The 21,202-nt window shown below is 57.9% G+C and carries 15 protein-coding genes and 1 pseudogene; 5 read left to right on the top strand and 11 right to left on the bottom strand.

The annotated features are described in order from the left end of the window. Positions 1–228 precede the first annotated feature (228 nt). The 9 genes from queE to msrA form a co-directional block, all read right to left on the bottom strand. Positions 229–975, bottom strand: a complete 747-nt coding sequence (queE, locus tag J2X71_RS13130) for a 7-carboxy-7-deazaguanine synthase QueE (RefSeq protein ID WP_405049709.1) — start codon at positions 973–975, stop codon at positions 229–231. Next, positions 954–1,310, bottom strand: coding sequence for a 6-carboxytetrahydropterin synthase QueD (gene queD, locus J2X71_RS13125; RefSeq protein ID WP_310382508.1), 357 nt, complete (start codon positions 1,308–1,310; stop codon positions 954–956). The genes queE and queD overlap by 22 nt, the downstream gene beginning before the upstream one ends. Further along, positions 1,310–2,020 (bottom strand): 7-cyano-7-deazaguanine synthase QueC, encoded by a 711-nt coding sequence (gene queC / locus J2X71_RS13120; protein ID WP_310382733.1) that lies wholly within the window; start codon positions 2,018–2,020, stop codon positions 1,310–1,312. Before queC ends, queD begins: the two co-directional genes overlap by 1 nt. 261 nt (positions 2,021–2,281) lie before the next feature. Beyond that, positions 2,282–2,824: a hypothetical protein gene (locus J2X71_RS13115; protein ID WP_310382507.1), complete on the bottom strand. Its 543-nt coding sequence runs from the start codon at positions 2,822–2,824 to the stop codon at positions 2,282–2,284. A 19-nt stretch (positions 2,825–2,843) separates the two neighbouring features. After that, positions 2,844–4,028 (bottom strand): hypothetical protein, encoded by a 1,185-nt coding sequence (locus J2X71_RS13110; RefSeq protein ID WP_310382505.1) that lies wholly within the window; start codon positions 4,026–4,028, stop codon positions 2,844–2,846. Between the two features lie 45 nt (positions 4,029–4,073). Continuing rightward, a complete protein-coding gene (locus J2X71_RS13105) occupies positions 4,074–4,817 on the bottom strand; it encodes a TfuA-like protein (protein WP_310382504.1) in 744 nt (247 codons plus the stop codon). Positions 4,818–4,823: 6 nt separating this feature from the next. Then, positions 4,824–6,002 (bottom strand): YcaO-like family protein, encoded by a 1,179-nt coding sequence (locus tag J2X71_RS13100; protein ID WP_405049713.1) that lies wholly within the window; start codon positions 6,000–6,002, stop codon positions 4,824–4,826. Between the two features lie 25 nt (positions 6,003–6,027). Beyond that, positions 6,028–9,102 (bottom strand): AAA family ATPase, encoded by a 3,075-nt coding sequence (locus tag J2X71_RS13095; protein ID WP_310382502.1) that lies wholly within the window; start codon positions 9,100–9,102, stop codon positions 6,028–6,030. A gap of 196 nt (positions 9,103–9,298) precedes the next feature. Continuing rightward, entirely contained in the window at positions 9,299–9,811 is a 513-nt protein-coding gene (gene msrA, locus J2X71_RS13090; RefSeq protein WP_025668763.1) for a peptide-methionine (S)-S-oxide reductase MsrA, read from the bottom strand. A gap of 339 nt (positions 9,812–10,150) precedes the next feature. Here msrA and J2X71_RS13085 point away from each other — a divergent pair, with 339 nt between their 5' ends. Together J2X71_RS13085 and J2X71_RS13080 are read left to right on the top strand one after the other, a co-directional pair. Beyond that, entirely contained in the window at positions 10,151–10,693 is a 543-nt protein-coding gene (locus tag J2X71_RS13085; protein ID WP_310382501.1) for an aminoglycoside phosphotransferase family protein, read from the top strand. A 79-nt stretch (positions 10,694–10,772) separates the two neighbouring features. Next, a complete protein-coding gene (locus J2X71_RS13080; RefSeq protein WP_310382741.1) occupies positions 10,773–11,654 on the top strand; it encodes a hypothetical protein in 882 nt (293 codons plus the stop codon). Between the two features lie 18 nt (positions 11,655–11,672). Here J2X71_RS13080 and J2X71_RS13075 read toward each other — a convergent pair. Together J2X71_RS13075 and J2X71_RS13070 are read right to left on the bottom strand one after the other, a co-directional pair. After that, positions 11,673–11,762: pseudogene (locus J2X71_RS13075) on the bottom strand (hypothetical protein); the annotation flags it as partial. Positions 11,763–11,799: 37 nt separating this feature from the next. After that, on the bottom strand, positions 11,800–12,150 hold the full coding sequence (locus J2X71_RS13070; RefSeq protein ID WP_310382500.1) for a hypothetical protein: 351 nt from the start codon (positions 12,148–12,150) through the stop codon (positions 11,800–11,802). A gap of 102 nt (positions 12,151–12,252) precedes the next feature. Here J2X71_RS13070 and J2X71_RS13065 point away from each other — a divergent pair, with 102 nt between their 5' ends. The 3 genes from J2X71_RS13065 to J2X71_RS13055 all read left to right on the top strand — a co-directional run bounded on the left by J2X71_RS13065 (position 12,253) and on the right by J2X71_RS13055 (position 21,102). After that, positions 12,253–12,582 (top strand): helix-turn-helix transcriptional regulator, encoded by a 330-nt coding sequence (locus J2X71_RS13065; protein WP_310382499.1) that lies wholly within the window; start codon positions 12,253–12,255, stop codon positions 12,580–12,582. Positions 12,583–12,598: 16 nt separating this feature from the next. Continuing rightward, positions 12,599–12,838, top strand: a complete 240-nt coding sequence (locus J2X71_RS13060) for a hypothetical protein (RefSeq protein WP_310382498.1) — start codon at positions 12,599–12,601, stop codon at positions 12,836–12,838. A gap of 2,201 nt (positions 12,839–15,039) precedes the next feature. Continuing rightward, positions 15,040–21,102, top strand: coding sequence for a hypothetical protein (locus J2X71_RS13055; protein WP_310382497.1), 6,063 nt, complete (start codon positions 15,040–15,042; stop codon positions 21,100–21,102). The last annotated feature ends 100 nt before the right edge of the window (positions 21,103–21,202 follow it).

The following is a 21,202-nucleotide window of genomic DNA, read 5'->3' as shown; positions in this document are numbered from 1 at the left end:
TAAGCTTGTTTTTCCGGTCTTTGGCGAGGGGCGAGCGATTGAGGAGAGGCCCGCACAACCCTCCGATCGCGGAGAAGCTGAGCGAAGCCGCCGAGCGCCTGTAGGTACTAACGGGCGTGACGATCCCAGCCGGGGTATTGTACCGAGACACTTAAAGCCTCGGGAGGACAACCCTCAGATCGGTACTCCCGCTCCTGCGCGGCGGGCCGCAACCTTCCTCAAAGGTGATCACACACCCCGCATGTTTCCCCAAAGCAGGACATGGAGCTGCGGGAGAACGCGCGCATCAAACCACCGATCCGAGGCGACCCTGTCGACCAGCCACCGCATACGGTTGAGAATACCCTCGAGATCGATCAAGGCTTCATCTTCCACCGGCGGCGTGTGATTGCCTGGCTGCAGGAAGATCGGAAGCTCTTTGAACTCCCTCGCGACAGACCTTGCAAACGCATAGTCAGTGTCATCGAAGATGACGATTTTCATCGCAATCCCGGGACCGTTGCGCGCGGCCGCCACGCAATCCTTTAGTTCGTCCAGCTTGAATTCCATACCGCTAGACGGTGGTTTGGGACTGAGGATCAAATGATCCAGCTCTGCAAACCAGTCTTGGGCGATCGATCCCTGCGTTTCCAATGCGAACTGATAGCCATCGCGCTTTCCCCGAGCTATCAGCGGCCCGAGCGGCTGAATTGCCGGGTTTCCACCGGACAAGGAAATCGTCAGCGGACAGCCTTGAGAGAGCAATTCCACTTTCGACCAGATATCGTCGACCGACATTGGCGTCCACTCGTCGCGGAAGGCGCTGTCGACGGCATGGAGGGTATCGCACCATTCGCAGCGATAGTCGCAGCCGCCCGTTCTGACGAAGACGGTTGGAAGGCCGATGAGCGGCCCTTCCCCCTGGATCGTCGGTCCGAAGATTTCGCTGATGCGGATCTTTTGCTCTCGGCCTGTCATGGACGATATTCCGCCCATGTCTTCGGTGTCTCGCTCACCCTGACGGCAGACGTCTCGGGCAGGCGTTGCTTGCACCAGTCGTAAAAATGCCTGGCGAGCCATTCGGATGTCACCCGATCATGGCCCAGTACATCATTGAGGTGCCGGTGATCGAAGCTCTCGTCAATGTAGCGCTTGAGTGGCGAAAGCTCGTGATAGTCGCGGACAAAGCCATCCTCGTTCAACTCAGAGGCGGCAAGCTCGACCTCAACTATGTAATTGTGGCCATGGAGACGCGCGCACTGGTGGTCGCCAGGAAGGTGGGACAGCTGATGCGAGGCGGAGAAATGGAATTCCTTGGTAATCCGGTACATTACTTTGCCTCATCTGCTCTGAATGCCCCGGTCGCAGCAATCCAGAAATCCGGATCGTCATAGACGGTCGGATCCTCGACACCGGCGAGATGGAAAGCTTCACGACGCTCGACGCATGTACCACATCTCCCGCAGTGGAAACGGCCGCCCTTATAACAAGACCAGGTCTCTTCAAAAGGCGTCCGATGCGTCGCACCATCTGTGACAATGTCGGCCTTCGTGGCGTTCACATAGGGAGCGAGCAAGCGGACTTCGGCATATCCCTCAAGGGCATGTTGTTGCATGACCTCAAACGACGAAATGAAGCCCGGCCGACAGTCTGGGTAGATGAAGTGGTCTCCGCCATGGACTGCAATCGCCACGGCGTCTGCGTGACGAGCAGCAGCAAGGCCGAACGCGATCGACAGCATGATGGCGTTGCGGTTCGGCACGACCGTTGCCTTCATCGTCTCTTCGGCGTAGTGCCCGTCAGGAACCTTGACATCGTCCGTGAGGGCGGAGCCGGTCAGGTGCTTGCCGACGTTCGATATGTCTATGATATCGTGTGGCACGTCGAGCCTTCGCGCGCAGAGAGCCGCGAATTCCAGCTCTTTGACATGCCGTTGACCGTAGTTGAAGGAGATCAGGCCGATCAGCTGGTGGTTCGCCGCAATCTTGTATGCAAGCGAAATGGAATCAAGTCCGCCTGAGCAGACGACAAGTACTTTCATTTTAGGATCCCTTGTTTTGTTGAACCGGGTGGGCTGCGACCGGTTAGCGGGGGCACGTACTAAACTTCCGATGCCGCGATGTCCAGTAACTTTGCCGGCAGGAACCATCGACGCCGATGCGTCCGCGCAGACCACGCGGAACTCCTCCCTACGAAGACGGGCTGCCACGCAGTGTCGGGCAGAAACGAGCGGGTGATGTCGTATCTCTCATCCAGGCTTCGAAAGGAGCAGCCCGATCTTAATCCGGACGCTTGCAGGGTCTCAATCGCGAGGCCGCTGCGGCGCCAGCGATTGCGTCTGTGCATAGGCGAGCGGCGAACGGTTGCCGGGCAGATTTTCATCAAGGATCAGCGTCTTGATGTCGTCAGAGCGGACATCGAGCGCGATCACGCGTTCAAGCTTGTCCAACGACCAGACGGAATAGCCAAGTGCGTTCGAGTAACCGCAATCGCATCCGCAGTCGTCCCCCGGTATTTCCGTAGCCTTGACCGGGAGATACATGATCCGCGGCTTCGGGAGCTTGTAGCAGTGTCCCTCATAGGCATAGCCATAGATCACGCCAATGCTGACTATGTCGACCTTCCCGGGATCGATCAGAATGTGGCAGTTGTCCACCCTAAGCTTAATTTTGTCCTTGCCGGCTTCAACACCGCCATCCCGGATGGGTTTTGCCTGGGCAGCTTCAGATCGCTGCGGGGCTTCCTCGGGCGGACAATATTCGTTTCGTCCGTAGAGACGAACCTCGCTTGGATTGAATGGCAGATTGCCTGTTCCGACGAACGGATTTTCAGAGCAGCAGCTCATTTTCCCCTCCTGTTCTGGCTCACCTCGAGCCGATGATTTCACGCCAGGTAAAGTTTTCCTCCAGTTGCGCGGCAGCCCGCCAATCCGCAGCTGAGATAATAGCCAGCGCGGCATCCCCAAGACGCATCGCGTCCGGATCCAGCCTGTGAAGCGCAGCACCGATTGCCCCTCCCACTGAATCCCTCGCCTTGATCAAGGCGAGCTTGAAGAAAAGCGGTCTGTCGCGAAAAGCTTCCGCCGTTGTTTGCCGGAACCGGTCAAACTCGTCCTGCGTCAGATCGCGAAGATTGACTGAGAGCAGACGATGATCGGCGCAGCCACTGGCGACCAGTTCCCGGTGATAGAGTTCGATGATCGTATCGAAGATCGCACCGAGAAGAGGCAGTGAGCGATCGTGAGCCTCACTCGTGACTTCCGACATGCGCCGGAAGTTGGTCGCAAGGCGGATTTGTGTCTCCGGGCTAGTCTCCGCGAAGCGATTGAGTTCATTATAAAGAAGCAGATTTCCTTTAGTCCTGCGCAGCAGTCGGTCGATGGCGGAATCGAAATGCAGAAACGAAATCAATGATATGCTGTCCGAGATGGCCTCGGAGAATGGAAAGAAATCCGCGTCACGAGAAAGGTTGCCGGGAAGTCCCGTCTGCGAGAGCGTGATAAGATGACCGATCTCATGGGCAATTGTGTCGAAATTCAACGCGTAGGGCGACTGTTCGCCAGCCGCTTCCGAACAACCGAGTTCGATGAAGCCGAAGCCCGCATGTGCGTTGTCCCACCGAACAAAGGGAACGATTTCGAGCCGCGGATAGAAATCGGAGAAGAACCAATGCATCGGCCGGGCAAGATAATTGCGCCAGACATCCAGAACAAAATGAATGCATGCATAGGCATGGACACCGAGATAGTCGCGCGATCTTGGGTCCAGGCTATCGAAGTGGCGGTCCGGGCCTAACCGGAATGACCGCCGCCGAGGGCCGCGATAAGGGGGAAAACCGCTGAAACCATAGGGTTCCTTGTCGAACAGCGGATCTGCGACATACATCGATATGTCGCTCGGACCATCACCAATCTCGTCCGGCAATATCGACAGCCAGACACGATCCGGCTGCTCGTAGCCAAGGATAAAAGGCGGCTGGGGAAATATCCAGCATCGCGTTCCAAGAGCCGGCGCGGACCTTTTAAGTGATATGTCAGGAGACAATTCCATAGCTCAACTACTCGAAGAGATGAGTTGTATGGCAATCAAACAATATTAGTAGTTTCTAATTAACATTATGTCAATAGATCCGGCTTCTAGATCGCGCAGGAAAGTATTGGTTATCGTATAGGGCAACTTTGCCGGTTTTAACTTCGACAGTTCAGGAGCCAGCCGCAATGCCAATCGAGCATCGGCTTTCTTCTGCGCAATCAGATGGCTGCGCAACAGGACCGACTTCTCCGGCAGCCATTGCGCGGCGACCAGCACCTTTCGAAGGGATCGCTCCCGAAAATTAAGCCGCCGGGCCGCTGCGATCCCTGCATCCATCTCGGCCTTCGAGATCAGGCTGAGACGGAAGAGCGCCTTAAAACTGCGCTGAAGATCGACAAGAGCCTCGGTAAGAGGCGTGAAGCCGAGTTCGGCGGGGCCGCATTGAACTGCGACCGCATCTTCCGCCGTCAGCGGCCACCGCCGGTACCAACGATAGATGAGACCTGCACCGATCATTCCGAATGGGTGCAGTTCGGCAGCCCGGAGCGCGCCCATGCTTGCAGCGCCGATCATCACAATGCCCTGCGACAAGGCCCAAAGTATTTCCTTGTGACGCACGGCCGGTCTGTCCTCGAAAAGACCGTCGATCAAGACCATCGCCCTCGGGCGAAATGCGTGCGCAGCAAGGATAATGTCTCCCTGCGCAACGGGCTGCAGGTAGATGGCGTCGAGAATGCGCTGCGCCTCCGGCAAAGGGAGGGTCGGACCGAGAAAAACGAGTATCGGGCTGTCCGCTTTCTGATCCATCCCGGCTCACCGCTCGACTGCAAAAGGGCGCATGCCTGCAAGGATCGTGCGTACGCAATGAATGTTCGGATCGTTCTGCGAAGCGACCGGAACACTGATAACTGGCCCCAGTCCACCTGTAACGATCCGTACCAGGAGATCGGCGAGGTCGGCAACCGCGGGCAAAACATCCGGAAAGTCGACCGATGGAACATTTTCCCCAAGAATGAGATCGCGCGCGTCGGCAAGCATGGCCTTGCTCGGCTTCGCATAATGTTTCCGTGTCTGATCATCGCGCGCACCCGATATCGCGCCAGCGCGGGCCGCCAGTGCTTCAAGCAAGGCGCCGAACGCCGCCTGATGGAGATCGGGGCCGGCACAATAACCTTCCGTCGGGAGGGCCAGTATGGCTTCGCCTTCGCCAGTTTCAATCGTCTGGCACCAGACGACCGGGACCCGTGCTGGTGACGGCGCATACCAGAAGGCAGCCGATATTCTATGCTCGGCGATGCGCGACAGAACATCCAGAACTGCTGAGCCCAACCCGGACATCGGTAGCCTCATTCGGTCCATGAAGCCATGGGTTTCGAACGCGCGAGCCATCGCGTCACGCTCTAGGCACTCCAGGAGTCCGTGCCGCAAGGCGCCGAAGTCTGACCGGTGGCATGCAAGGCCTGTCGTGCTGCGCAGAAAGATGCCGTCACGCGGTGGTGGCGGATCGGTGTAGATCGTATGCACGAGTTCAAACGGAACGGGCGTGGGAGTGCCTGTTGCCATATCAACGCCCATGATCCAGGCGATCTCGTGGTCATGCCAATTTGTGCGGGAAGCATGAAGGCAGAAACCATCGAAAGATTCAGCGCCGATCCCCAGCCTTTCTGCGGTCGACAGGAAGACACGGGAGGTAGGAATCGCCTCGGCGTAGAAGCGCTCGAGCGATTCCATGATTGCTCCGACTGCAGCAGACGCTTTGGACATCCCGCGGCCGAGCGAGGTGACTTCCGACAACGCCGCCGGTCTTATAGCCTGGATGATTGGAAGCCCGATCCGGTCGAGGCCAGTCAGATCGGCGATGCGTGTGATCCTGGCGTGACGGCAGAGCGGCAACAGGGAACGGAAATAAGCCGCCGCCTCCTCAGGGTCCGAGTCCGGAGATGTAAGAGAGGCGCTTCCGTCCTTGATCCCAGCATAAAATGCCGAGAGCATCTCGTTCGTGGATGCCGGGCAAACATCAGAACTCGCCAGCAAGGCCAAGCTCCTTCACCGACCGTTGCGCCCGGTGCAGCAGGGCAATCGCGCCCTGTTCTTCGGCGATGGTAATCGCGGTCCTCAGATCCGAGAGGAGAGCCGGCTTTTCAGCCTTGGCGCTCGATAGCAGCAGTGCGCGACGGCGGTGGAGTTCGGCGAGCCAGTAACCATGGCCCGTCGCCCTCGCTTCACGAATAGCGTCGGTGGCGACCTCAATGGCTGCTTCATACTTGCGTGCATGACCGAGCATGGTCGCATGCATGTAGAGATAGATCGGCAGATCGGCGACGGTTCCTAACTCCTTCAGAAGCGCCAGGCCCGCGCGAAACATCTCATGACCGCGAGACAGGTTTTCAACATGCGCTGTCGCCCATCCGCGAAAGAGCATTGCGAGTGCCGACAGGGATTGCAGTTCATGCTTTTTCGCAAAATCACCCATCCTGCCGGAAATCTCGACCAGACGAGCATGGTCGTTGCGATAGAATGCCGATACTGCCTCGGTGTCCAGCGAGTGCGCCTTGCTCGGCATATGGGCGATGCTGTCCACAAAGGCGACCATGTCGGCAAGCGCCTTGCTGGAAGCCTCGGTCTGACCCGTCAGCCAGAGGGATAGCGCCAACTGTCCGAGACCACAGACCTTCGCGTCATGGCCGCCGAAGACATTGCGGCTCGCCTTAGCCGCCTCATCGTCGTAAAGCGCAAGCCCCGCCCGTATCGCATTTTGGGCGTCCTCCTGTCTTCCGACATTAAACTCGATCGCCCAGATCGAATGATTGACCTGGAGTTCGATCTCGCGATCGGCAATTCCTGACAGCATCACCTGAACTTCACGGGCGCGACTGCGCATCTCCATGAAGTTCTGGCCGGTCAGCCACCAGCCCCAATAGACTGGAAACCATTTGGGCTGATCTTCTTTCGCTTGGCGGCGTGCGACCTCGACGCCTTTTTCGTAAAGGATTCGGGCCGGTGGCGAGTTGGGACCGACCGTTGCCGTCAGGAGCGGTCCGAGCTCAGTCAAAACCGAGAGGTGCAGTCCATCGGCAGCCCCTTCGGGCATGCTCTCACATAGCGCCAAGGCGCGCTCAAAATGGTGGCGAGCCTCCACCATTGCCGAGCGGCTGGCATGTTCCTTTCCGGCCGTGATGAACAAGGAAATCGCATGCTCCCGAAGGCCGGCGGACTCTGCGTGCCGAGCAAGTGCGCCCGCATCCAGCCAATTGGCGATCGGACGATTGCTGTTTGCGGCCGTGAACAGACGCCGGTGGAGAAGCTGGCGTTGCGTTTTAAGCAGACCGTTATAGATCGTCTCCTGGATCAGAGCATGGCGAAAGCCATACGCGACACCGCCATGAGCACGCATGCGGGTCAAAAAACCGGTCTCGCAGAGCGTTTCGGCGGCATGCAGGATAGATTTCCTGCTCGCGTCCGGCAGCAATGCGCGAAGCAGCGAAATGGTGAAACGATCACCTGCCACCGCCCCGGCGCGTGCCACGTCTCTGGCCGAACCTAGGTGTTCGAGCCGAGAATCCAGGATTCCTTCGAAAGCCGAAACATGAGTGCGGGACGGATTTGACGGCACGCGCATCATGTCTTCGGAAGCTATTTCAGATGCCCATTGGCATATCTCCTCGATGAACAGCGGCACACCGCCGGATATGCGTTCGGTCACTTCGAGCAGTTGCGGTAGCGCGTCCTGACGATCCCCCGGCCAGCGCGCGGCGATTGCCAGTCGTGTTTCATCATGATCGAGCGGACCGAGCGAAATATGTTCCGGCCCGTCCCCGTCGAACATGCCGACATGGGAACCCGGCCGGCAGGTGACGATCAGCAGTATGGGAAGCGTGGGCACAAGCCGGGCCGCTTCGCGCAGTAAATGCTCGGAGGTAGGATCGATCCAGTGAATGTCCTCGACCGCAATGACCAGCGGCGTTTGCTCGCAGATGACGCTCAATGCTTTTGACAGGGCCTGTCGTGCGCGTTGCTGTATCGCCTTGGGGGAACTGTCGGAGAGAGCTTCATTGCGCCCATCCGCCCCGAGCAGATGAGAAAAAATGTCGATGACTTCGGGATCCTGGATGCCTTGACGCGCAAACTGGGCGGCGACCATATCCACCGTCAGCCGACCGCCACCGGCGGTGTCGGACTGGGCCTGGGGAAAACTGTTGAGCAGCGGGTGAAGCGTGGAGCGAACCCCTCCCGGCAGGCATTGAAAGAGCAGCGATTTTGCGGGCTGAGTATGGATTATTTGCCGGACTTGTCGAAGCATCCGCGATTTGCCGATACCGGCCTCGCCGGTGATGACAAGGACCTTGCCTTGGCCGCCGACGGCTGATTTCCACGCTTTCCCGATCTGCTCAAGCTCCCCGACGCGTCCAATGAACGTGCTGTCCAGCCTTCCGAAGGCGTGGAACCGATCGACCTCCCGTTTATGGCCAATTGCTCTCCAGACGTTCTCTGGCTCTGAGAAGCCTTTCAATAAGCGGGCGCCTTCCGATACGAAGGCGTGCGAACGGCCGGCGAGGTTTCGGGTCTCGTCCGAAACCAACACGGTATTTGGCCGGGCAGCGGCCTCGAGCCGCGTCGCAAGAGCGAGTGCTGCACCCGTGACGGGCTCATGTATCCAGTTCTGCAGCTGCGCCTCCCGGATCAAGGCAACAGAGGTCGCGACGCCCACGCGCACCTGCATATCGTCGCGACGGAAATCGCGGGCGAGGCGCTGGCACGCTTCGATAATTCCAAGGCCGGCGCGGATCGCGGCCGATGCGGCATCCCTCGGTCCGAGCTCGATCGGGAAAAGCGCCACTCCCCCATCCCCGGCCTCGACCCGGATGACGCCGGAATGCGCATTGATAGACTGGCGCGCCGCCTGCAGGAAGGCAGCCATCAGATCCTGATAGTCTTCGATATCCATTAGATTGAAAAGATTCGTAGAGCCGACCAGATCATAGCAAAGCGCGGTCACGACCCGCCGTTCGCCGTGATTTTCAGAAGAGCGGCTATCGCCTGTCGAGATGCTTGCAGACCGCCCTTGCTTATCGATTGGCGCGTCGCGAGTCATACGCGGCTCCTGCCCTCAGATATCGATAATCACATCTGTTCAAAGCGAACGATAACACACGTTATCCGCATTGTCGGCGGACAAATGTATGACCTCCAGCGGCTGTTTAGATCGGATCGAACGGTTAAAATGAAAGCGGCGGCCGAGAGGCCACCGCTAACGAAGTCGGGTCAATTTAACGCGCCGAAGAGCGAGTTTAAGCGACGTTTGCCTGCCGCTTCGGCAATTTCCAGCCGGGGCGGGCAAAATGGCATGTGTAGCCATTTGGAATGCGCTCGAGATAATCCTGATGTTCCGGTTCGGCTTCCCAGAAATCGCTTACGGGAACGACTTCCGTCACGACCTTGCCTGGCCAAAGGCCGGAAGCATCCACATCGGCGATCGTATCTTCGGCCGTCTGCCGCTGGTTTTCATCTGCGTAGAAGATTGCCGACCGATAGCTTGCGCCAATGTCATTGCCCTGGCGATTGCGGGTCGACGGATCATGGATCTGGAAGAAGAATTCCAGAATATCGCGATAGCTCGTCTTTTGCGGATCGAAGATAATCTCTATCGCTTCGGCATGGTTGCCGTGATTGCGGTAGGTTGCATTGGGGACTTCACCGCCCGTGTAACCGACACGCGTTGAAACAACGCCGGGCAGCCGTCGAATAAGGTCCTGCATTCCCCAGAAGCAGCCGCCAGCAAGTACTGCACGTTCTGTTGTCATGGACATGTCCTTTCCAAATGTGCGCAAGATGGGCGGGAATCGTCAGGTGCGCTCCGCTGACGCCTATATGGGTATTCGGCTCAATGATCGCCAGTCCACTGCGGCGGCGTCGGGATCTTCCCTGAAACACATTCCGGTTTCCAGCAACTCGTCCAGCTCAAAGCATAATTTGCGCCGAACGAGATTGACCAGCAAGAAAAGTCAAAGCACTCTGAATCAATCGTTGCGCCGTCCGGTCATCCGGGCGGCGTTTTCTGGTTCGTGATTTCTGGCACCGCCTCTCAAAATCAGCCACGGGCGTCGCACAGGGGGCGTTTAAACATGGCACCAGAAAGACGGATGACCCTGGAGCTTGATAGGGAAACAGTTCAGCGGATCGTCCAAAACCTCGATCCCAGCTTTATCGCCGGCGGCTTTTCCCGTCTGCACGGCGGCAGTACGGAAGTCTACAGGATCGATCTTGCAGGCGCGAACCGCGAACCGCTGGTGCTGAAAATCTATCCCGACGAACCCGAATGGGGGCCGGCGAAGGAGAGGCTTGTGGCGGGTTGGTGCGCGGAGCTGACAGCGCTCGTTCCAAAGTGGCTGGAGATCGACGAGTCGCGAAGCCTCTTGCCGCTGCGCTACGCCTTGCTGCCGCTGCTACCCGGCCGCTCGCTGCGTGACTGGATGGCTGAGCCGGATATTGAGAATGCTTACCGCCAGATGGGAGAGTTGCTGAGACGCATCCATGCAATGCCAATGGCTACGTACTCGGCCCGGGGAGCCATATTTGAAGATACGCGCCTGTTTTCGTTGAGTTTTCTGAAGCAGGCGCTTTCTTCCCCACTTCCCCTCCCCACTTTGAAAACGCGTTTTCTACGGTTCGACTCCTGTGGATAAGTCCGGCCGCGCGGGATCTTCTAGCACCCCGCCTTTCATCACCTTACAATGCCGGGGCGTCCGTGGTGATAGGGAAACGATGAAGCCAGACAAACTTCGCAATCTGCTGGAGGAAATGGATACTCGCGTCGGCCGAATGCAACGCGAAAGGAAGGACCACTTCACTGCAAACTTGTCCGGGCTCCGGGCGGAGGTACAGCGACTTCTCAGCAAGATCGACAGCCTGCGAGCGTCGGACATAGCTGCACTGGAAGTAACGCTATCGGCCATTCCGATTAATGACCTCGACCGATCGAGCTTGAATAATCTGCTGCTTGGTCTGAAGATCGGCCTCAATCAGCTCGGCCCGGACGAGGTGTTGGACGCAACTCCAGGGCAGAAGCCGGCAGCATTTCAGTTTGGGTTCGACGGCGACGTCTTGAAGGTAGTCGATCAGCCGCTGCGCGCGTATGGTCGAGAGGCCGATATCGTGATGGCCGCCCTTGAGGCGGCGGTGGAACACGGGGAATACGTCAACAAGGACTTGGCGGCGACGAACGCGTCCCCTCGCCTCAAGGACGCTTTTGATCGACTTCAGGCAACGCTAATCAGTCACAAGAACATCGTGCAGATCGGCGCTCGCGCACAAATTTGTAATCGTCTTGTCGATGGCGACCTTGAGGAACTGTCACCGACGCTTTTTGCCTTGTTGATCGGCCACATCGAAGTGTGTTTTCCGCATTGGCTCAATTCGAAGACTGGCGGATCTACTCAGAAAACGCTACGCGCCGGCCATTGGTATTCATGCTGCCCGCCCGCGACAGGGCTCGCACGAAGCGGGCAGCGCCGGCCCCCACCGGCTAGCCGCGAGGCGCGGTGCTTGCCGCAGCCTCATCAATTCCCAGAGCTCCCCTCGCCTGTATGTCGTATAAAGGAGCCAGTCCATGCCGCCGCGCTCTTCATTGCAGCGCTTGCAGGCTAAGGCGATGTTGTCTCGATTATTCCGGCCGCCTTCTGATCGCCGACGCAAGTGCTCGAGCGTCTCAGCGTTTTGCGGCTGCTTCCATGGCAGTTCGTCGCTGAGCACCATCAGGCATTGGCAGTAACAGCACCTACCGCCTTGCCGCTCACGTAGTTTGATCCGGTTTTGAATGTGACGGGTCACTGTGCGGCTCCAGCGCAATAGCAGTGCCGAGGATGTCGCGAAACTCGCGACCGTAGTTCTCGCCGATAATGCGAACTGTGTAGACCTCCCTGCCAAGGGTGGTCCTTCTTCTTCCCTGAACGATGCCAGGCAGCATCCCGAGGCGCACCATCTGTCCAACGCTGAACCGCCAGGGGTTGGCGCGGAAAACGCGGCGGCGGCGGACGGGCGAGGCTGCCAGTGTTACTGGAAGTGCAGCGGAGCCTCGTCTTTCGATGAGGCCGCGCGGCAGCAGAGTTCTGTCAGACGGATTGATCCTTTGGTGCATGGTCATTGGCGCATCCTCGTTGCTAAGTTGCTGTGCATTCGTTACAACACGATACAAAATAACTAGAGTTGGCGTGATGTCAATACAAAATGTTTATGGTGATGCAAAATGACTATTTCTGGGGCGCAATGCCGCGCCGCGAGGGGGCTTATCGGCTGGTCGCAGAGCGACCTTTGCGATGCTGCAAAGGTTGGTCGAGCTACGTTGGCAAATTTCGAGGCGGAAAAAACGACACCGTATGATCGGACGCTGCGGGACATCGAGTCTGCGCTTGAAGCCGCCGGCGTCCGCTTGATCGACGGAAACTACTCTGGATCGGGGGGCCCAGGAGTTCGACTTGCTTCTCCGACCGGCGCATCGATCGACGTCGATGAATCGCAGACCGTACAGTATGAAGAGCATTTGACGAACGATGCGCCGCCCGGTGCTGGCGGCTAAATCAGGGAGCAATCCGTTGAACAGCATCCCTGATCTGTTGGCTTCCGCCAAAACCGTCCACGACCGTTACAAAGCGGGCCGCATGGAGCGGGAGACTGTTAGAGAGTGGATAGGCAGGCTTGGTACCTACGATGGCCTAGTCGGTGATCGCGTAAGGGACGCCAAAGAGTGGTTTCGCTTCAACGATAAGGAACCGGTGTCAGAAGAGATCATGCAAGCGGATCTCGATCGGATTAGTGCAATCTTTGGAGGTTGATGCGTGACCGCCTAAGATACTGTCACGCTGGTTGAGGACGCAGCTAATCGCATCGCGGATATCTCACGTGCAGGCTAAACGCTGGAGGCCTGATCGCCGGGCTTACCTAAGTATCTTTCCAAAACACGCAGTAGGCGAAGAAAATTTTATAGGACCACTTGAATTTAACAAAAAATAGTGAAAAACAATAAACCTCAGGTTACCTAAAATCAGCTTTACAACGGTATCTCCACAGTGCATTTCGAGCAAAGCAAGAGCTCGAACGAAGAAACATTGCCAACTAATCTATACTCGGACATTATTCCATATGGGCGATCCTGAGAATAATATATTTGAGAAGGTGCGCGTCTCCGAAGAAAAGGACCGGCGGCCCTTTGAAGTCCAAATAATATTGATAACTCTATTTCTGTTAGCATCGGCGATCGGTTGTGCAATACTCATACGTGTATATAGCACCCTCCCCGAGTCGACCCTCTGCAGCTATGCGTCGAACAAGTATTTATTTTACGGATGGCCACCTAATCGCACCATTATAGATGGATTCCATGAATATAACATTCCATCGAAAGATAAATGTCTATATTTCCTTTCGTTATCTTCGATGAGTTATATTCTGCTTTCATTTGCTGTTATCGCTGTTATCTCGCGGTTTTGGTCTAGCGATCATTATTACATTCGCGGAACGCTATTGTTTTTTTTCGTGATGCTAATTTTGGGAGTTGTTTTCGCCTACACCCCAATTTCTGAAAATTACAGAAGATTTGGTATCACCACCACCGTCGATGTCTACGGCAACATTATCAGAAGCGGCGCGAACATCTTCGCGGTGTATTTCTCAATCTACCTCTTGATTTTCCGCCTCTCAGCTTACATTCGCGCGCACAAGTAACCCTCCGGAGAAGATTATGGCCGATTCAAACAACAGGTCCAAAGAATACTGGAGCGCTCAAGCGGATCGCTCAAATCAGAATTTAATTTTTACAGAAAACACTATGAACATGGCAGTGTGGGTCTCTTCATTTAGGGAAGGTGTTTTCGACGCGAAACTGGCTGGTGAGCTGCTAGAGCACAACGCTCGCTTTTTCGGGGTTGTTGGCGCCCTCTCGAGCACTGGTTTTGGATATCTAAAGGAGGGGTCGTATGGGGCGATAAAAGGGGCTGCCTCAGCAGCGGGCGGCTTTGTCGCGGGCTGGGCTGCAGGAACGGTTGCGTCCTCTTTCTTTACGGGCCCGTTCTCCCCCCTTGTCGGCATACCGGCTGGAGTAGTTGGATCAATTTATGGAGGTGGAGCGGTCGAGGAATACATCGACAGCATCTTTAATCCGCAGATCGGCTCGCCACTTACTACCGCTGGCAGGTCGTCAGCCAGGCTCAGAGACCAAACCGGTCTCATTCCGTTGGGTTCCGAAACCAACGCCCTGGATGCTGTCGCAGAGCTTCAGCAACTGCTTAGAGGTGTCGCACCTACGCCCCCGTCCAGTATGCCTAACCAACTGGCATTTCCGAATGGAATGGGAGCTGTGGGCGCGCCACAAGACGTTCCTAGCGTCAAGCCGATCAAATACACACCTGACGATATCAAGCCTTTAACTCCGCCGCCAGTCGCGCCGGTTAGCCCGCTTGCGCCAGTTAGCCCCCTTGACTTTTCATCTCCGCGCGATTTCGGACTTAGTGGTAATCTCGGGTCTTATTACTTCGGAGGCGGGCCTGGCAGCGGCTACTTCGGCGGACAGAATTACAGCTATAATTCACCGGGGAGCGGATACAATATTACTCCGACGCCGCGGCCGTCTGGATTCACACCGACACCGACTCCTCGTGCATACACAGTTACACCAACGCCCCGGCCTGAGCCTCTACGCGACAACCAGTACACCGATGGGTATGGCGACTGGGGTGGCAAATCTTATACGTCGTACCCTAGCAAGGGTAACGGTAGCTTCACCTGGGCTGCCGATCCTTCGCCAAAGAGTCCATCAAAAAATTCGCCAAAGAACTCGCAGCCGGCGAATCCCAGAAGTCCGCTTCGTCCCACTCCCGCTGGAAACGGTTGGGGGCAGAGAGATTATAACTCTCCGATTGTCCTTGACTTGGATGGTATTGGTTTCAACGTAGAATCTCTCGAATCTTCGCCGCGCTTCATTGACGTTGACGGCAACGGTTTTCAGCAACAGACGGCTTGGGCAGGTCGCGGCAACGGCGTGCTTGTGCTTGACGCGGATGGGGACGGCAAGATCAGCCGCTCGAATGAGTTCGTGTTCACGGAGTGGGATTCGTCGGCGAGCACTGACCTCGAGGCGCTGAAACATGTCTTTGACACGAATGGCAACGGCAAGCTCGATGCCGGCGATGCACGGTGGTCCGAGTTCAGGGTGGACGTCAACGGCCAGTTGGTGACGCTTTCGAGCCTCGGCATCACCTCGATCGACTTGACGCCGACGGGCAGCGGCCAAACGTTCTCCGACGGATCAGCCATTACTGGCACGACGACCTTTACCCGTGCCGATGGCACGACTGGCGCTGTCGGCGACGCGGTGCTCGCCACAGATGACGCACAATACAAGATCCGCACGGAGACGGTCACGAATGCCGATGGTTCGGTGACCAAGGATATTTACGGTTCCAACATCGATGGCAGCCTGGCCTTCCACAATCAGATCACGACAAGCGCCGACGGCTCGAGCATCTCGACCAAGTTCGACGATGACGGCAACGGCACGTTCGATCGCACCCAGACCAATGTCACGACGGTCGCTAGCGGCGTGATTACCAAGACGGTCTCGAACTTCAACGCCGACGGCACGCTTGCCGACAAGACGACCACGGTGACCAGCGCCGACCGCAATACGGTGACGACGTCGGTGGACCAGGATGGCGACACCATTGCCGACCAGAGGCAGACCTATGTCCGCAATGCGGATGGATCGAGCACGACGACGACGGAACGACTCAGCATCAACGGCACGGTGCAGACCAGGACGACGGTTGAGACGAGCGCCAACGGCCTGACGAAGATGACGTCGGTCGACGTGGACGCCAATGGCACGGTGGAGACGATCGTCACCGAGACGACCGTCATCGGCAGCGATGGCACGCGAACTAAAACGGTCGACGAGAAGAGCTCGGCCGGCAAGTTGCTCAGCCGGGATGTCACGATCACGAGCGCCGACAACAGGACCAGCACATTGTCTGCCGACGAAGATGGCGACGGTGATGTCGACACCAAGACGGTGGCGCAGACGACAGTTGGCACTGGGGGCGTAATCTCTGTGACGTCGTCAGTCTATAATGGTGACGGCACCCTTCGCGGTAAGGATCTGACGACCTCATCCGCCGACGGACGATCGAAGACGACTTCCACCGACCTGACGGGCGACGGAGTCTATGACCTTGTCGCAAGTGATATCACTGTGGTCGCAGCCGATGGCCCGGTCACGCAGACTGTTCAGACGTCTGCCGCCAACGGCAGCCTTCTCTCCAAGGTGGTGACGACGCGCAGCGCCGACGGCAAGACGATCACGGAAAAGGCCGATACCAATGGTGACGGCGTCAACGACGTCGTGACGTCGATCAGCACTTACAGCAACGGCTACAGGAACAACACGGTCAGCGCTCTGAACGCGGATGGTTCGCTCGTCTCCAAGGTCACGGTCCTTGCGGCCCCCGACGGCCTGTCGAAGACAACGAGCGTTGATGGGGATGGCGACGGTACGTTCGAGCTTGTCACCACCGATGTGACCACGGCCAATGCCGATGGCAGCAAGACGGAACTGGTCCAGTCCAGAAGCTCCGACGGAACGCTGTTGGACTCGACGCGGACAACGACGTCTGCCGACAGTCTCACGCAGACGGTCACAATCGACAGCAACGGCGACGGCGTCATCGACCTCAAGATCACCGATACGCTTGCCAAGCTTGCGGACGGCAAGCGAACGGAAACGGTGAAGACGACGAGCGGTGACGGAACGCTGCTCAGTCAGGTTTATACGGTTACCTCCGCAACCCGCCAGAACACAACGGTGAACACCGACGCCAATGGCGACGGGATCTATGAGAAGATCGAAAGCGTCAACAAATACGTCGGCGGCAACACCGATTCCTCCATCAGCAATCTGGCGGCCGATGGCACCCTGATCAGCAAGGTGACGACGACGACCGATGCGAGCGGCCTTGTCAGACAGAGCAACACCGATCTGAACGGCGATGGCGTAAGAGACGTAATAATCCAGGATTTTACGTCCTTTGGCACCGACGGTAGCAGGACCGACAACCATTATGTCAAATCCGGCGATGGAAGTCTGCTCAGCCGCAGCACCGTCCAGACAAGCGGCAACGGTCTTTCGATCCTGACCAGGCATGACCTCAATGCCGACAACACTTTCGATGTGACCGTGCAGGATACGACAGTGCTCGGAGCCGACGGCTCGCGCACACACACGGTGACGACGAAGAGCGCTAATGGCACTCTCTCCGGCCAGACCCGAGCCGTGACCAGCGCCAACGGCCTGCAGGTGCGGGCCGACATCGACGCAGACGGCGACGGCACCTTCGAACGCAGCGTGCTGTCGACCAAGACGCTCAACAGCGATGGTTCGATCACACAGACCAATACCGTCACTGCCGCAGACGCGAGCCTAATCGCAAAGTCGACCACAACGGTCAGTGCCGACGGCAAGACCGGTCAGGCGATGTCCGATATCGATGGCGATGGCGCCATCGATCGCAAGGAGACGATCTCGGTTGCGGCAAACGGTGTATCGACCGACACGGTCGAGACCTACAAACCCGACGGCACACTCGCCAGCCGCGCTGTCTCGACGGTGTCGGCCAACGGCCTCACCAAGACCAGCAAGTCCGATCTCGATGGCAACGGCACGTTCGAGGAGCAGAACTCGAGCACGCGCTCGGTCGGCGCAAACGGGGCGGTGACGGAGGTCTACTCCCGCTTCGACGTCAACAATGCGCTCGTCGAGACGACGACGACGGTCACCTCGGCGGATGGAAAGACCAAGTCGACGAGTTGGGCGGATGCATCTGGCACAACAAAGCGTTCGATGACCGATGCTGTTGTCGTCGCCCAGAACGGCACGACGACCGAGACGTTGTCCTACCTGAAGGCCGACGGGTCGCTGGAAAGCCGGACGATCACGACCACCGATGCCCATGGTGTTTTGAAGACGACCACCAGGGACGTCGACGGCAATGGCGTCATCGATCAGCGCATCACCGAGACAGTTGCCAGCAATGGCTCGAAGCAGCAGAAGTTCGAGGATCTCACCTCGACTGGCACCGTCAAGAGTTCGGCCACGGTGGCCACCGCGGCCAACGGCCTGAGCACCACCGCCGACTACGACAGCAACGGCGATGGCACGGTCGACAAGCGGATCGCTTCTGCGACCTCGATCAGCACCAAGGGCGCACGCACGACCACAGTCCAGGAAGCCGTGGCCGGCGCAAGCGGGTTGGCGCTTGCCAATAGTTTGACAACGACTGTCGACGGCAAGGGCCTCCTGATCCAGCGGGACTTCGACAAGGGTGGCGACGGCACCGTCGATCAGTCGACCACCGATACGACGACCTTGAATGCCGATGGTTCGCGCACGCAGGATGTGAAGTCCTTGAGCGGCACCACACTCACCAGCCGCTATACGACGACGACCAGCGCCAACGGCCTGTCGATCAGCCAGCAATGGGATCCCTCCGGCTCGGGCACCTATTCTCAAACCTCCACGGATGTCACGGCGCTCAATGCTGACGGCACCAAGATCCGCACGGTGACGAACCTCAGGGCCGACGGTTCGGTGATCTCCAAGTCGGTGACCACCGTCGACAAGTCCGGCAATGTCGTCCGAACGGTCGATACTCGGCCGACCTTCGGCGACAAGGGGACGAAGACGGAAACAACGCTGCTTGCCGATGGCGCAACCCGCGTGACCGTCACCGGGACCGATGCAAACAACGTGCTCACCGACAGGACCGTGACGCTGACCAGCGCCGACAAGGCACGCGTGACAATCGAGCGCGACGTCAACGGCGACGGCGTCATCGATCAGCGGCAGCAGGTGACCTCGGCCAGTACCGGCGTCCAGACCTCCGTCATCACCGATCTGAAGGCCGACGGCACGCTTGCCGACAAGACCACCACGACAGTCTCGGCCGACGGGCGCCAGACGACGATCCTGTGGGATTTCGACGGCAACGGCACCAATGACCGCCAGCGAGTTGTGAACGATGCGATCCGCGCCGATGGCGGCCGCACCCAGGTCAGCACCGATACCGACCTCGTGACCAACAAGGTGGCGTCCACGTCGACGATCGAATGGTCGGCGGATGGTCAGAAGACCACCACGACGAGAGACGTCAACGGCGACAACACGGTCGATCAGACGGAGACGGTGACGAAGGATCTCTTCGGCAACACCACGAGCGTGACGACCAACAATGCGACCGCACGCGACGTCTCCTATCTCTCGTCCGGCGGTGTCTACTGGAAGCAGGCGATCTCGGCGCGGCTGGAAACGGTGACGTCGGCCGACGGCAAGACCAAGACGACCCGCTATGACTATGACGGCGACGGCGTCTTCGAGGTCATCATGCTCTCGACCCAGCAGATCGACGGCTCGATTGCAACTGCCGTGACCGAAACCACGGCCGCCGGCGCCACCGTCGGCAAGGGCACCCTGTCGACGAGTGCCGACGGACTGATCACCAAGCTCAGCAAGGATGCCGACAACAACGGCACCGCGGACCATACCGAGACCTCCGTGAAACACATCGACGGCTCGATCACGCTGACGAAGGTCGACCTCAATGCCAGCGGTGCAACGACGCAGACCGTGGTCGATCAGGTCAATGCGCTCGGTGTGCTCTCATCTCGTCTGACGACGGACAATGGCAATACCCAGAGCTGGTCAACCTACAGGCAGACCTTCGATGGCAACGGAAAGCAGTTGACTGTCGATCAGATCAACGACAATGGCTCGCGCGTTGCCGTGAAGTACGATGCCACAAATACGCAGACCTGGAGCCGCATTGAAGAATATTACGACGCCAGCAACCGCCTGACCAACACCACATCCTACCAGGACGACGGCACTAGGGTCAGTGTCAGCCTCGATCCGGGAAACGCGGCGACTTGGTCCCGTTATGCCCAGTATTGGGACGCAGCAGGCCGAACGACTGTCATCGATCAAAACAATGATAGCGGCACGCGCTATCGCGTCCAGTATGACGCGGCAAACGCGAGCGATTGGTCATACATCGAGGAGTCGTATGACGCCGCCGGCAGGCAGACAAACCGGAATGTCCGCTACGACAACGGATATACCTATTATTACACCTACGACGCAACTAATGCTGCATCTTGGTCTTACTACCTTGTCATTCAGGACAACACGGGTGCGACGACACAGCAGATCAATTACTACGACAACGGTGGATACGACGTCTACAATTATGACCCACACAACACCGCTCCCTACAGCTATACTATAACTTCATACTATTACAACGGTGCACTTATATCGTGGTCGGATTATAGAGACGACAGTAAGAAATCCATTTATAGCTTCAATCAATACGACTATCTCCAACAATACAACTGGAATAGAATTGTTACGAACTATGATCCATATGGTAAAGTGCGATCCCGGACCGTTTATTACGACGATGGATCTCAGGGTAGCCTTCCAGTATTGCTGGACCTGGACGGTGACGGCCATGTCGATCTGCGCCCATTGGATCTGACAGCCACCAACCCCACGCCGACGTTCGACTGGGACGTTGACGGCGTTCGGGATAAGACTGCTTGGGTCGGCCCGAACGATGGCTTCCTGGCGATCGATCTTGGTGCTGACGGCTCAGCCGGGCCTGACGGGATCATCGACCAGGCGCGTGAACTGGCGTTCTCACTGTGGCCGGAGAATGACGCCACGTCCGACATCTCCGACCTCGACGGCCTCCGTCTCGTCTTCGACACGAACCACGACAATGTTCTCGACGCCAACGACGCCCGCTGGAGCGAGTTCCGGATCTGGCGCGACAGCAACCAGAACGGTGTGAGCGATGCCGGCGAACTCCTGACCATGTCGGAGGCGGGCATTAAGCTCGTCAACCTGATCCCGAACCCAGCCGGTGGCCAGGCCTTCGACGACGGTTCGGCGATTATGGGCACGAGCAGCTACGAGACAACAAACGGTCAGACCCATATCGTCGCAGATGCAAGCCTCGCCTGGCAGAAGAACACCAGCGGTGTCGCTGCGTGAACCTAGCTATGACCGCTCGCACTATGGCGACGCACATCCTGTCGATGTGCGTCGCAGCTCCGCCAATCGTGCAGGACGGCCTCCGTGATCATCACTGCTG

The sequence above is a fragment of the Rhizobium sp. 1399 genome, assembly GCF_031455475.1.
In the GTDB taxonomy this organism is placed as follows: Bacteria; Pseudomonadota; Alphaproteobacteria; order Rhizobiales; family Rhizobiaceae; genus Rhizobium.
This window is presented reverse-complemented; position numbering and strand designations above follow the sequence as displayed.

Excerpts from the sequence above, each read along its gene's own strand:
- J2X71_RS13080 (WP_310382741.1), top strand. The coding sequence starts at position 10,773 with ATGAAGCCAGACAAACTTCGCAATCTGCTGGAGGAAATGGATACTCGC.
- J2X71_RS13085 (WP_310382501.1), top strand. The coding sequence starts at position 10,151 with ATGACCCTGGAGCTTGATAGGGAAACAGTTCAGCGGATCGTCCAAAAC.
- msrA (WP_025668763.1), bottom strand. The coding sequence starts at position 9,811 with ATGACAACAGAACGTGCAGTACTTGCTGGCGGCTGCTTCTGGGGAATG.
- J2X71_RS13115 (WP_310382507.1), bottom strand. The coding sequence starts at position 2,824 with ATGAGCTGCTGCTCTGAAAATCCGTTCGTCGGAACAGGCAATCTGCCA.
- queE (WP_405049709.1), bottom strand. The coding sequence starts at position 975 with ATGGGCGGAATATCGTCCATGACAGGCCGAGAGCAAAAGATCCGCATC.
- J2X71_RS13070 (WP_310382500.1), bottom strand. The coding sequence starts at position 12,150 with ATGACCATGCACCAAAGGATCAATCCGTCTGACAGAACTCTGCTGCCG.
- queC (WP_310382733.1), bottom strand. The coding sequence starts at position 2,020 with ATGAAAGTACTTGTCGTCTGCTCAGGCGGACTTGATTCCATTTCGCTT.
- J2X71_RS13065 (WP_310382499.1), top strand. The coding sequence starts at position 12,253 with ATGACTATTTCTGGGGCGCAATGCCGCGCCGCGAGGGGGCTTATCGGC.
- queD (WP_310382508.1), bottom strand. The coding sequence starts at position 1,310 with ATGTACCGGATTACCAAGGAATTCCATTTCTCCGCCTCGCATCAGCTG.
- J2X71_RS13095 (WP_310382502.1), bottom strand. The coding sequence starts at position 9,102 with ATGACTCGCGACGCGCCAATCGATAAGCAAGGGCGGTCTGCAAGCATC.
- J2X71_RS13105 (WP_310382504.1), bottom strand. The coding sequence starts at position 4,817 with ATGGATCAGAAAGCGGACAGCCCGATACTCGTTTTTCTCGGTCCGACC.
- J2X71_RS13100 (WP_405049713.1), bottom strand. The coding sequence starts at position 6,002 with ATGCTCTCGGCATTTTATGCTGGGATCAAGGACGGAAGCGCCTCTCTT.
- J2X71_RS13110 (WP_310382505.1), bottom strand. The coding sequence starts at position 4,028 with ATGGAATTGTCTCCTGACATATCACTTAAAAGGTCCGCGCCGGCTCTT.